Source organism: Xenorhabdus entomophaga (assembly GCF_037996725.1).
Taxonomy (GTDB): domain Bacteria; phylum Pseudomonadota; class Gammaproteobacteria; order Enterobacterales; family Enterobacteriaceae; genus Xenorhabdus; species Xenorhabdus khoisanae.
In genome coordinates this window covers 1-13218 of record NZ_JBBMXH010000050.1, presented here as the reverse complement: position 1 = coordinate 13218, position 13218 = coordinate 1, and the positions used below count along the sequence as shown (strand labels likewise).

Sequence of the window (13218 nt, the reverse complement as noted above, 5' to 3'; positions counted from 1 at the left end):
AGTATCATACTGGCCCGCAATTATGATTTTTGTTGTTACTATTGGTTAGGCGTTTCCACTTCAACACGTTCCACGCGCTGTAATCCACGAGGCAGTGAGGTTCCCTTACGCCCTCTTTCTGCTCTGAATTTCTGTAAGTCCTCTGGGCGGAGTTGCAATTTACGCTTACCAAAGTAGAGCGTAATGGTGGATTGTGGAGGCAGCACCAGCAACCAACTCAGCATATCTTCCCCTGATGCGGCCTGAGCTGCGGGGATAGACACAATCTTGTTGCCCTTGCCTTTGGAAAGTTGAGGAAGATCCGCTACAGGGAACATTAACACGCGACCCGCTTTGGTTATCGCCAGCAGCATATCATCCTGCTCGTTGTTAATTTCCAACGGCAACATCACTTTGGCCTTTTCAGGCAGGGTAATCAACGCCTTACCTGCGCGGTTCTTAGCAATCAGGTCACTGAAAGTACAGATAAAACCATAACCTGCATCTGATGCCATCAGGAGTTTCTGTTCTTCTTTCGCCATCAGAAGATGCTCAACGGATGCTCCAGCCGGCAATGCCAATTTCCCCGTCAACGGTTCGCCCTGACCTCTGGCTGATGGCAAATCCAACGGATCTATAGAGTAACTACGCCCGGTGTTGTCAATAAAGACCACGGGTTGGTTACTTTTACCCCGTACTGCACTGCGGAAGCTGTCACCAGACTTATAATTCAAGCCAGCCGGATCAATCTCATGCCCTTTCGCACTACGCACCCAGCCCATTTCAGACATAACAACCGTAATTGGCTCAGATGGCAGGATGTCATGATCGCTCATGGCTTTCGCTTCCGTGCGCTCTTTCAACGGAGAGCGGCGAACATCACCGTAGCTTTCAGCATCGGCAATGATCTCTTTTTTCAGCAAGGTATTTAATTTACGTTCGGAACCCAAAATCGACTGAAGTTTGTCACGCTCTTTCGCCAATTCATCCTGCTCGCCACGAATTTTGACTTCTTCCAATTTCGCCAAGTGACGTAATTTCAAATCCAGAATTGCTTCGGCCTGCGTTTCGGTTAATTCAAAACGCTGCATCAGCACTGGCTTTGGCTCATCTTCATTGCGAATAATGTGGATGACTTCATCAATGTTAAGATAAGCCTCTAACAAACCTTCCAGAATATGTAAACGTTTAAGGACTTTTTCCAAACGGTGATTCAGTCGGTTACGTACTGTTTCACGACGGAAAACCAGCCACTCGCTGAGGATCTCAACCAAGCCTTTAACCGCAGGACGGTTATCCAAACCGATCATGTTGAGGTTTACGCGATAGCTTTTTTCCAGATCGGTCGTCGCAAACAGATGGTTCATAACTTGTTCGACATCAACACGATTATTCCGTGGAACAATCACCAAACGGGTTGGGTTTTCGTGATCAGATTCATCGCGTAGATCATCCACCATTGGCAGCTTCTTCGCCCGCATTTGGCTGGCGATCTGCTCCAAAATTTTCGCACCGGACACTTGGTGTGGCAGGGCGGTAATGACAATGTTGCTCTCTTCTTTCGACCAAACAGCCCGCATACGCACCGAACCACGGCCATTTTTGTAGATCTTGCGGATATCTTCTTTTGGCGTGATGATCTCAGCTTCGGTTGGATAATCCGGACCTTTGACATACTCCATTGCCTCATCAAGCGATAGATCAGGCTTATCCAGCATGGCAATCAGCGCATTCGCCACTTCACGGGCATTATGCGGTGGAATATCCGTTGCCATACCAACGGCAATGCCGGTAGTGCCATTCAGCAAAATATTGGGCAGCCGTGCAGGCAGCATTTTCGGTTCCTGCAATGTGCCGTCAAAGTTTGGCACCCAATCCACCGTACCTTGCCCCAACTCACTCAGCAGCAATTCAGCATATTTGGACAACCGGGATTCGGTATAACGCATCGCCGCAAAAGATTTCGGATCATCCGGGGCACCCCAGTTACCTTGCCCATCAACCAGCGGATAACGGTATGAGAAAGGCTGTGCCATCAAAACCATAGCTTCATAACATGCGCCATCCCCATGCGGATGGTATTTACCCAGCACGTCACCCACGGTACGGGCAGATTTTTTAAATTTGGCGCTGCTACTCAGCCCCAGTTCTGACATCGCATAGACAATACGGCGCTGAACAGGTTTTAAACCATCACCGATAAAAGGCAACGCCCTGTCCATGATGACGTACATGGAGTAGTTCAAATAGGCGTTTTCAGTGAATGTGTGAAGCGGCTGGCGCTCCACACCATCGTGAGTTATCTCACTCATGTATTAATTTCCTCAGAATCTGTATTGACTATCTATTGCGCTATATCTCAATACGCTAAACTTCAATATTGATGGAATCACCTTTCTCTTGCAGCCAGTTGCGGCGATCTTCTGAGCGCTTTTTCGCCAGAAGCATATCCATGACTGCAAGGGTTTCCTGATAATTATCATCGTCGATAGTCAACTGCACCAGACGGCGAGTGTTGGGATCTAACGTGGTTTCGCGCAACTGCATTGGGTTCATTTCACCCAAGCCTTTAAAGCGCTGAACATTCGGTTTACCCCGTTTGCGACTCAAACGATCCAGTATGGCGCTCTTTTCCCCTTCATCCAGCGCATAATGCACTTCTTTGCCGAGGTCGATACGGTACAGTGGCGGCATTGCCATATAGACATGCCCACGTTTTACCAGCGTCGGGAAGTGGCGGACAAACAGGGCGCACAGCAGAGTGGCAATGTGCAATCCATCGGAATCCGCATCCGCCAGTATGCAGACTTTACCGTAACGAAGCTGGCTCAAATCTTCACTATCCGGATCGATACCAATCGCAACAGAAATATCATGCACTTCCTGCGAGGCCAGTACTTCATCGGAAGAAACTTCCCATGTATTCAGGATCTTTCCACGCAGTGGCATAATCGCCTGAAATTCACGATCGCGGGCTTGCTTAGCAGAGCCGCCGGCCGAATCCCCTTCCACCAGAAACAGCTCCGTGATATTGAGATCCTGAGCGGTACAATCGGCTAATTTGCCCGGCAATGCAGGGCCGTTGGTCAGCTTTTTACGTACGACTTTTTTCGCCGCACGCATTCTGCGTTGCGCACTGGCAATAGCCATTTCAGCCAGTTGTTCTGCTTCCTGAATATGCTGGTTCAACCACAGGCTGAACGCATCTTTCACCACACCAGAAACGAAAGCCGCAGATTGGCGCGAAGAGAGACGTTCTTTGGTTTGCCCCGCAAATTGCGGATCTTGCATTTTGAGGGATAGCACGTAAGCACAACGATCCCAGATATCATCAGCCGAGAGTTTAACGCCACGTGGCAGGATGTTGCGGAATTCACAGAACTCACGCATGGCATCAAGCAAACCTTGGCGTAAGCCATTAACGTGGGTTCCCCCCTGTACTGTCGGGATCAGGTTAACGTAACTTTCTGCCAGTAATTCTCCACCTTCCGGCAACCAAAGCAATGCCCAGTCAACCGCTTCAGTATCCCCGCGGAGTGTGCCTACAAAAGGTGATTGCGGCAACGTTACCAATCCATTAACGGCTTCCAGCAGATAATCTGTCAGCCCGTCGGCATAACACCATTTCTGCACTGTATCGTTCAATTTGTCCTTAAAGACAATTTCAACACCCGGACACAATACCGCCTTGGCTTTCAGCAAATGTGTCAAACGAGTGGCAGAGAAACGGGGAATATCGAAATAGCTTTCATCCGGCCAGAAGTGAACACTCGTTCCGGTATTGCGCTTACCGCAACTGCCGATAACGTCCAGCTCTTGTACTTTTTCGCCGTTTTCAAAAGCGATTTGATGAACCTGACTGTTGCGACGAACCGTGACCTCTACCCGTCTGGACAGGGCATTGACCACCGAGATCCCGACACCATGCAGGCCACCAGAAAACTGGTAATTTTTATTGGAAAATTTTCCCCCCGCATGCAGGCGGGTAAGGATCAATTCAACAGCAGAAACTTTTTCTTCAGGATGGATATCAACCGGCATACCACGGCCATCATCTATCACTTCCAGAGACTGATCGCTGTGAAGGATTACTTCAATATGCTTCGCGTGACCAGCCAGAGCTTCGTCCACACTGTTATCGATCACTTCCTGTGCCAGATGGTTCGGGCGGGCTGTATCGGTATACATGCCGGGACGACGACGAACTGGCTCCAGGCCACTGAGGACTTCAATGGCCTCTGCGTTGTAACTAGATTGAGTCATGTTGTAATTCTGTCGGTTGCTTCGTTATTAGAGGGCCAATCAGTATTGATATACTGTTGATAATACCAGTCGCTTACTTATTTTTGGCAATTTTTTTACTATTGCCACTGGTCAGACCCAAGAAGTTGATGATTTGAGGGAAATAGTATTCGAAGCCAACAAAAGCATGATTCCCACCAGATTCGACCGTTTGCCGGCACTGCATCAGGTAAGCAACGGCCTGGCGGTAGTCGAGAACTTCATCCCCGGTTTGTTGTAATAACCAGATAAGATCGGGCGATTCCAGCGGATCAATGTGCATCACTTTAAGATCATGTATGTGGCTTTGTTCGAGAGTATACCGCTCTTCGGTATAGGGATTCACGTTTTCCCCGAGATAATCCTGAAGCAAATCGAATGGGCGTACCGCAGGGTTAACGAGCACGGCAGGCAATCCAAAACACTGGGAAAGCCAGATAGCCAGATAGCCGCCAAGGGAAGAGCCCACCAGACCAATATTTTCACCAGCGCGCTCTATCACCAGTTCTTCCAGCAAGGTCGCCGTCTCTTCAGGGTAAGGCGGTAATTGCGGCGTCAGCATCTCAATTTCAGGATGCTGCTGGTGCAACCATGTTTTCAGCGCATTGGCTTTCGCTGATTGGGGTGAGCTATTGAAACCATGTAGATAAAGTAACGTTGACATTAATACCCGTCCGAATCTAAATCCGGGCAAAACTCGTTACTCTTAAGCCTGTGAACCTGTGTTTGCAATCTTGTTTCTTCGTTGCCAGCCACAGACAGTTCGAGGTAACGCCATCCCGGAGCCACTGTATCAAGCATAAAATTAGTACAATGTGGCTTAAATTGCACACAGGTTGATGGTGTTGCCATAACACGAATGCCATTCCACATTTCATCAACTTCCTGATGGATATGCCCGCACAGTATGGCTTTCACCTGTGCCCTGCCTTTCAAAAACTCTGATAATTCAGGCGCATTACGTAAGCTGTGCTGATCCAACCATGTACATCCAGAAGGGATGGGATGATGGTGCAACATGACAATAGTATGGCGCTCACTGTGCTCATCCAGACATTTATTCATCCATTCGAGCTGATAATCCGTCAGTTCCCCATGAGGAACGCCCTGCACCTGACTATCCAGCATAATCAACTGCCAATGCTGACCGATAAATATCTGCTTGGAAGGTGAAATCCCTGCGGCTGCCAATGTATCAACCATCGCCGGCTGATAATCATGATTACCGGGCAGCCAGACACAAGGCGCAGGCAAACGGGCAATCCCCTCAGCAAAATGCTGATAGGCATTGATTGTCTGATCCTGAACCAAATCACCTGTCGCAACGATCAAATCAATATCAAGATTCTGCTCAAGGACCTTATCCAACACAGCATGATAGCTACGATAAGTATTAATGCCCAGCAGTGAATCGCTTTTATTGGCGAAAAGATGCGTATCAGTGATTTGCAGTATTCTGGCTGTGGCGCCTTCTGCCACAGGTATTTCAAGCAGGCTTTCCAAATGGTTTCCTTTTCCTGTCGATCATAAGGATTATTCTAGCGTGTCTTTATGTAAAAGATCTGCTGACTGGGGCACACTTCCCGTTTTCCAGCATAAATTAGGAATTATTCCCCCAACCAATCTCTCTTCAGTTTTTCATGGTGCAACGCAAGCCACTGTATTGCAATAACCGAAGCGGCATTATCAATAATCCCCTCTTCCACCCACTGGTAAGCCTGTTCACGGCTGACAACCAGAACGCGAATATCTTCATGCTCGCCTTCCAGACCATGAACGCCTGACGCGGTGGAAGCATCTACTTCACCCACAAAGATATACATGCGCTCTGTTGTACCGCCAGGGCTGGAAAGATAACTCAACGCAGGCTGACAGCGCTTAACTTCAATCCCTGCCTCTTCCACTGCCTCACGTCGCACAACCTGTTCAGCATTTTCGCCCTCTTCGATCATGCCAGCGATTACTTCCAGCAACCACGGTGTATCGCTGGTTTCAATTGCTGGGATACGGATTTGTTCAATCAAAACAACTTCATCACGCACCGGATCATAAGGCAATAACACGCCTGCATGACCGCGTTCAAAAACCTCGCGTTTAACGGTTTCACTCCAGCCACCCCGAAACAGACGATGCCTGAATTGATATTCCGTCATGGTGAAAAAACCGCGATAAAGCGTTTTTTGGGAAATAACTTCAACATCTTGTTTTGTAAAAGTACGCGACGGGGAAAGATCTTCGCTCATAAAAGCTCCTGATTATTTTTAAAATTTCCTATTATTAAAAGGTATTTTTCTACATTGTCTAAATAAATTCATTTTGATGATATAAACAAGTTGAAAAATGAGGCAATATGGCACAAACAGCCACCCTGCCTTATTGGTATTTTCTGCTAGAATCTGTGGTATTTAGTTTTATGCAGAGGCAACTTAAGCAAAATAGCTGCACAACAAGGAACGCAAATGAAAAAATTGCTCTCTCTTTTTATTGCTATGAATCTGGTCGGTTTTAGTACTTCAAGCCATGCTGCAGATTTACTCCAGATTTATCAGCAGGCAAAAGAAACAAACCCGGAATTGCTTAAGGCACAAGCTGACCGCAATTCAGTCGTTGAAAATGTTAATCAATCCCGTAGTGCTTTACTGCCTCAATTGGGATTAAGCGCAGGTGCGAGTTATAGAAAGGGCTTTCGCGATTCTAGAAACACTGAAAACCATGGTACAAATGCAAGCTTACAGTTGACCCAGACCATCTTCGATATGGCGAAATGGAATAAGCTAAATCAATCTGAGAAAAGTGCTGGTATCGCGGATATCAATTACCAAACAGCCCAACAAAAACTAATTCTGGATACTGCACAAGCCTATTTTGGCGTTCTGAATAAAATTGATGCCCTGACATATAGCGAAGCCCAGAAAGCCTCACTATACCGTCAGTTAGATCAAACAACCCAGCGTTTTAATGTAGGACTGGTTGCCATTACTGACGTGCAGAATGCCCGCGCCGAATATGACTCAATTCTGGCCCAAGAGGTTTCTAACCGTAACGATCTAGAGAATGCGTTAGAAAAACTACGCATGATTACGGGCACTTACTACCCACAACTAGCCGCATTAAATATTGATCAATTTAAAACTAAACAACCTGAACCTGCTGGTAAGGTGCTAAAAGAAGCAGAAAACCGCAACCTGAGCCTGCTATCAGCACGTTTAAACCAAGATTTAAGTCGTGAAAAGATCAAAGAATCACAGACAGGCTATATGCCAACGATTAAGTTGACTGCAGGCACAGAAATCACCAACAATCATAATCGCGGCAACGTCCAACCAGATGGAAGGAATTCATACCCCGGAAGTAATTCTGTTGGAGTATCCTTAGATCTACCGCTATTCAGTGGTGGGTTGACCTATTCTCAAGTAGAACAAGCAAAATATAATTTCGTCGGCGCGAGTCAGGATTTGGAAAACACTTACCGTAAAGTGACACAAGAAGTGCATTCCTCTACCAATAATATTTCTGCTGCAATCAGCAGTGTTGACGCCAACAAACAGACTGTGCTCTCTACACAAAGTTCATTGGATTCAATGGAAGCCGGTTATCAGGTAGGAACCCGTACTATCGTTGACGTGTTGCAAGCGACAACTAAGCTTTATCAAGCCAAACAGAATCTGTCTAAAGCACGTTATGATTATCTGCTTTCCCTGTTGCAGAACAAACAGGCGCGTGGCACTTTGAATGAAAATGATTTGATAGAGTTGAACAAGATGTTAGGCGCGCAAATCTCTACTTCTGCCAGCAGCATCATTAAAGAGATGAAAACGCCATCAATTCGCTGATTTAATGCTCTATCGTTTTACATTAAAAAACGTTATATTAAAGACGCTATACTAAAGAAAGCAGCCCGCCAATTGTGTGGGCTGCTTTTTAAGCATATCCCAGAGAGCCAATCCCCTGGATATCCTATGTGGGACACGCTCTTAATCAGATACCTTTAAGATGGATGCCCCCTATGACAATGAAACGGACAAAAGAGATAAACCGCGATTCTTTTCGCAAAACGTGGCGAAGCTATCGTCTGGCACCTGTAGCACTCGCTGTCAGTGCTGTTTTCATGCTTTCTGCCTGTGAACAAAACGATGAAACGGTGTCACTCTATACGAATGCCGATGAGTGCTCTCAGGCGAATCCTTCTCAAAGCGAACAATGTAAAGTCGCTTACAACAATGCCGTGAAAGAAGCGGAGAAAACCGCACCGAAATATGCTTCTCGCGAAGAGTGTGTTGCAGAGTTTGGTGAACAGCAATGTACGCAAACACCGGCTCAGGCTGGCGTCGGTCAGGCTCAGGCACAAGACAGCAGCAGCGGCAGTTTCTGGATGCCTTTGATGGCAGGTTATATGATGGGTCGCTTAATGGGCGGCAGCTCTGCACCATCACAACCGTTGTTTACCTCAAAATCAGCCTCCAGCCCGGCTAACGGCAAGTTTGTTGATGCGACAGGTAAAAGCTATGGCCCTGCTACCGCAGGCGGTCGCAGTATGACTGTGCCAAAAACCGCAATGGCGCCAAAACCCGCCACCACAACCACCATTACCCGCGGCGGGTTCGGTGAGTCTGTGGCGAAACAATCGACTATGCAGCGTTCGTCTGCCAGCTCAAGCTCCAGTTCTTCCCGTTCTATGGGTGGTTAATTAAAGATGAAACGCATTGGTATTACCGAGCGCCCGGATTGGCGCGAAAAGGCTGAAGAATATGGCTTTAACTTTCATACTATGTATGGTCAGCCTTACTGGAGTGAAGATGCTTATTACCAGTTCACTCTGAACCAGATTGAAGAAATTGAAGATGCGACAGCAGAACTGCACCAAATGTGTTTGCAGGTCGTGGAAAAAGTGGTCAATAGCGAAGAGCTGCTGGCAAAATTTCAGATCCCAAAACACTGCTGGGAGTTTATCCGCTCTTCATGGGTAACCAGCCAGCCTTCACTCTATTCCCGTCTGGATTTAGCCTATGATGGCAAAAATCCGCCCAAGTTACTGGAAAACAACGCCGATACCCCGACGTCTCTGTATGAATCTGCTTTCTTTCAGTGGATTTGGCTGGAAGACCAGATCAATGCCGGCAACCTGCCGTCAGATGCAGATCAGTTCAATAGCCTGCAAGAAAAGCTGATTGATCGTTTTGTGCAGTTACGTGAAAAACATGGGTTTGGCCTGCTGCATATGGCCTGCTGTCAGGATACTGAGGAAGATCGTGGCACCATCCAATATTTACAGGACTGTGCTGCGGAAGCCGGTATTCCAACCGAATTCCTGTTTATTGAAGATATCGGGCTGGGTGAAAAAGGGCAGTTTACTGACTTGCAGGATCAAGTGATCGGCAATCTGTTTAAACTGTATCCGTGGGAATTTATGTTGCGTGAGATGTTTTCCACCAAACTGGCTGATGCGGGTGTGCGTTGGCTGGAACCGGCATGGAAAAGCATTATCTCCAACAAAGCGTTATTGCCAATGCTGTGGAAAATGTTCCCGAATCATCCTAATCTGCTGCCTGCTTATTTTGCGGATGAACGCCCTTCAGATATGGATAGCTATGTTATTAAGCCGCTGTTTTCCCGTGAAGGTGCCAATATTCGTATCATCGAAAATGGACGGGAAATAGCCAGTGCCGATGGCCCTTATGGGGAAGAAGGCATGATCGTTCAGCAATTCCATTCATTGCCAAAATTTGGCGATAGCTATGTGTTGGTGGGTAGTTGGTTGGTGAATGATCAATCAGCGGGTATCTGTATCCGTGAAGATCAAGAGTTGATAACTCAAGATCTCTCACGTTTCTACCCGCATATTATTTTGGATTAATTCAATTATCCAATCTGAACAGACAACATACTCAAGGAGCCGTCTTCAATACCCTCAACCGGGGTTGAAATCGGCTCTTTTTTATCCCATGTTCCCATCACATACAGCAACGGCAGGAAGTGCTCTGGTGTTGGATTAGATAACTGACCATCTTCTCTATCCAAAGCATTAACCAGAGGATGAGGCTCTTCAAGGCTGGTTAAGCTCTCACGCACAAACTGCTCAAAAGAGAGTGCCCATGGGAAAGGCTTTGCCTCCAATACCCCAGCCGACAAATTATGTACGACATTACCGCTTCCCATAATTAAGACGCCTTCATCACGAAGCAGGGCCAATTTTTTGCCCATCTCGTAATAAAAAGACGCTGGCTGAGTACGATCCATGCTCAATTGGACAACGGGAATATCTGCATCAGGATACATTTTGGCTAATATCCCCCAAGAGCCATGATCCAATCCCCAGTCTTTAAAATCAGTCTCGACTTCAATCGGTTCCAGAATATCTTGTACCAATACAGCGAGCTCAGGATATCCTTTGACCGGATACTGCTTCTCATGTAACTCTCTGGGAAAATTACCAAAATCGTGGATCGTTCTGGGCTGTGTCATGGCTGTCACTGCTGTACCTTCCGTATACCAGTGCGCAGAAATCACAAGAATCGCTCTTGGTCTGGGCAATTTTTTTCCCAGCTCAAACCAAGCACGTGAATAGCAGTTATCTTCAATGGCATTCATTGGGCTACCATGACCAATGAACAATGCAGGCATTCTCAGGAGACTCATTTTCGCCCCTTATACAGCAAATTAAACATTTAGAATAATGGATTGTGAATTACGATAAAAAAACTATGACAAGATTAAGACTTTTCTTCCCTGAATACAGTCAATCAAAAATGATGGAGTGTTTCAAAAATACTGAAAGGCCACAGAAGATGGGCGGTGGCCTTTCATACGTGCATGCGATATTTTTCCTCATCTTTCAATTTACTGTGCTACTGCACAGTAACTCAAAATCTGTTGGGTATAACCGATATATTCTATCCGATTTTTTTTCACCCACTGTTTTCTATCCATACTAAAGAAAACAATATCTCTTACCCATCATGATGAACTGGTGTCTTAAAGTAACCTATTTAAGGAGGCTATTAACTCGCCGCCTTTGCTATCTTTAAGCGATAGTCCACCAAGTCTTCGATAGTGACTACCGGCATACCATGCAGTTTTGCGAATTCAATCACTTCAGGTGCACGGGCCATTGAACCATCGTCGTTTGTCAATTCACACAGTACTCCCGCAGGCCTGAAACCGGCTAGCTTAACCAAATCGATGGTGGCTTCAGTATGACCACGGCGAGTCAAAACGCCTCCCGGTTGCGCCCGCAAAGGAAAAACATGTCCGGGTCGATTTAAATCGTTTGGCTGAGCATCGTCTGCAATGGCGGCTTGGATCGTAGTGATGCGATCTGCCGCAGACACGCCGGTGGTTACCCCCTGTGCGGCTTCAATGGTGACAGTAAAAGCTGTCTGGTACTGACTGGAGTTATTTTCAACCATCATGGGCAAATTTAGCTGCTGACGACGTTCTTCAGTCAGGCAAAGGCAAACAATTCCACTGCCATGACGGATGGTTAATGCCATTTGTTCTACCGTCATTGTTTCGGCAACAAAAATCATATCGCCTTCATTTTCACGATTTTCGTCATCCAATACCATCACGCCCTGACCCGCACGCAAAGCAACAAGCGCACGTTCAACACGTTCAAATGGTGTCCCATATGAGGAAAGTAGCGTCTGATTCATGGTAAAGAAACCTCTTTAAATGTATGGATTACCAGAATCAGGGCAATTTTGAGGAGTTCATGCTGCACAAAAATACGGCAACAAAAACAACAGACGAGCGCAAGCACTCGATTGATGCTGTTATTCTCTCCCATCCGGACTATCACCGTCGGCTCCAGAATCACACTGGATCTGCTGACCTCTGTTTTATTTCGTTACGGATAACAACAAACAGAGCGCTCGCGGGCTTCATAAAATGATCATTCGATAATTTCATGTTACCGCCGGTAGGGACTTTCACCCTGCCCTGAGATAAACAATTTCACTATAACGCTAATAATCTGTAGGGGCAATCTACAAAATCAAATATGAAACCTGGCTCGCAATCATTTATGCTTTCATCATCAAGTATTAGAATACTGCCAACACAATTACGCCTAAAAGGATGATCATCATGCTTGATCCAAAGAAAATTGAACAAATTGCCCGCCAAATCCACAATGCAATGCCGAAAGGTGTCAAAGAGTTTGGTGACGACGTAGAAAAAAAATTGCGTACGGTTCTGCAATCTCAACTGAGCAAGCTGGATCTTGTCAACCGTGAAGAGTTTGATGTTCAGACACAAGTTCTTCTGCGTACACGTGAAAAGTTGGTTGCGCTGGAACAACGCTTAACTGAATTGGAAGCCCGTCTGGAAGGTTCAGACAAGAAAACTGAGCAGGCTGAATAATTGTGTGAGGAGAATAGCTATCGTAGCTTCGTTCTCCTCCATCGTTTCCCTTTATTTTCAACATAAAAAAATCATCTTATATTTTTCTCTATACACTTCACTCTAATAATATTCCTGTCATTTTGATTTGCGTCTTTCATACACGCCTTATATTTATCTCCATAATTTTTGAATTCTGCCCTTGCTACAGATAATGGTTTTTTTAATAAGTCTTCAATGAAATCGACGCTTCCCACTTCAAAATGTTGGTAATCTATAGGCGTATCCCAATATCCTCCCCACCGCATAAAACCATTCGACAGAAAGATATCAATGACTTTTTCTGCCATCCCTTCTCTGACCTCTTTTCCCGGTCTATTTTCTATTCTATTGAGGTATTTTTCTGCGCCAGCTTCGGGCAAAACATAAGGAATACCAGACTGATTAAAGCCTAAAAATGGGTTCTGCACGGGATTAATATCTATGGCAGCACCATACGCATGTTTTGGTCATGTATTGAATAGTTAGTTGATGTGATATGCTTTTAGCTTTTTTAGGTGAAGTATGGCTAAAGTTGACGTTTATTGCCGTTATTGTCTCAAATCAGAAAAAGTGAAA

General features: G+C 46.0%; 11 protein-coding genes, 1 pseudogene and 1 riboswitch. Of the genes and pseudogenes, 4 read left to right on the top strand and 8 right to left on the bottom strand.

All coding sequences use genetic code 11. The annotated features are described in order from the left end of the window. Positions 1–38 precede the first annotated feature (38 nt). The 5 genes from parC to nudF all read right to left on the bottom strand — a co-directional run bounded on the left by parC (position 39) and on the right by nudF (position 6503). Positions 39–2291, bottom strand: a complete 2253-nt coding sequence (parC, locus tag AAC854_RS11785) for a DNA topoisomerase IV subunit A (RefSeq protein ID WP_340617280.1) — start codon at positions 2289–2291, stop codon at positions 39–41. A 55-nt stretch (positions 2292–2346) separates the two neighbouring features. Then, positions 2347–4242 carry a DNA topoisomerase IV subunit B gene (parE, locus tag AAC854_RS11780; RefSeq protein ID WP_340617279.1) on the bottom strand — a complete coding sequence of 632 codons (1896 nt, stop codon included), beginning with the start codon at positions 4240–4242 and terminating at the stop codon, positions 2347–2349. A gap of 73 nt (positions 4243–4315) precedes the next feature. Further along, positions 4316–4924 (bottom strand): esterase YqiA, encoded by a 609-nt coding sequence (gene yqiA / locus AAC854_RS11775; protein WP_340617278.1) that lies wholly within the window; start codon positions 4922–4924, stop codon positions 4316–4318. Further along, positions 4924–5763, bottom strand: a complete 840-nt coding sequence (gene cpdA, locus AAC854_RS11770; protein WP_340617277.1) for a 3',5'-cyclic-AMP phosphodiesterase — start codon at positions 5761–5763, stop codon at positions 4924–4926. The genes yqiA and cpdA overlap by 1 nt, the downstream gene beginning before the upstream one ends. 104 nt (positions 5764–5867) lie before the next feature. Further along, positions 5868–6503, bottom strand: a complete 636-nt coding sequence (gene nudF / locus AAC854_RS11765; protein ID WP_340617276.1) for an ADP-ribose diphosphatase — start codon at positions 6501–6503, stop codon at positions 5868–5870. Between the two features lie 216 nt (positions 6504–6719). Between nudF and tolC the strand changes: the two genes are divergently transcribed. The 3 genes from tolC to AAC854_RS11750 all read left to right on the top strand — a co-directional run bounded on the left by tolC (position 6720) and on the right by AAC854_RS11750 (position 10114). Beyond that, positions 6720–8093 (top strand): outer membrane channel protein TolC, encoded by a 1374-nt coding sequence (tolC, locus tag AAC854_RS11760; RefSeq protein ID WP_340617275.1) that lies wholly within the window; start codon positions 6720–6722, stop codon positions 8091–8093. Positions 8094–8272: 179 nt separating this feature from the next. Then, positions 8273–8947: a DUF1190 family protein gene (locus AAC854_RS11755; protein ID WP_200898244.1), complete on the top strand. Its 675-nt coding sequence runs from the start codon at positions 8273–8275 to the stop codon at positions 8945–8947. Between the two features lie 6 nt (positions 8948–8953). After that, positions 8954–10114 carry a glutathionylspermidine synthase family protein gene (locus tag AAC854_RS11750; RefSeq protein WP_047963976.1) on the top strand — a complete coding sequence of 387 codons (1161 nt, stop codon included), beginning with the start codon at positions 8954–8956 and terminating at the stop codon, positions 10112–10114. 5 nt (positions 10115–10119) lie between these two features. On the opposite strand, the gene ygiD is transcribed toward AAC854_RS11750, so the two are convergent. Together ygiD and ribB are read right to left on the bottom strand one after the other, a co-directional pair. After that, entirely contained in the window at positions 10120–10896 is a 777-nt protein-coding gene (gene ygiD, locus AAC854_RS11745; protein WP_340617274.1) for a 4,5-DOPA-extradiol-dioxygenase, read from the bottom strand. Positions 10897–11258: 362 nt separating this feature from the next. Continuing rightward, entirely contained in the window at positions 11259–11912 is a 654-nt protein-coding gene (gene ribB, locus AAC854_RS11740) for a 3,4-dihydroxy-2-butanone-4-phosphate synthase (protein WP_047963974.1), read from the bottom strand. 118 nt (positions 11913–12030) lie between these two features. Further along, positions 12031–12210: riboswitch (FMN riboswitch) on the bottom strand. 135 nt (positions 12211–12345) lie between these two features. Between ribB and ubiK the strand changes: the two genes are divergently transcribed. Beyond that, positions 12346–12621, top strand: coding sequence for a ubiquinone biosynthesis accessory factor UbiK (gene ubiK, locus AAC854_RS11735; RefSeq protein ID WP_099113970.1), 276 nt, complete (start codon positions 12346–12348; stop codon positions 12619–12621). 71 nt (positions 12622–12692) lie between these two features. Here ubiK and AAC854_RS11730 read toward each other — a convergent pair. Then, positions 12693–13094: pseudogene (locus tag AAC854_RS11730) on the bottom strand (M15 family metallopeptidase); the annotation flags it as partial. Between the last annotated feature and the right edge of the window lie 124 nt (positions 13095–13218).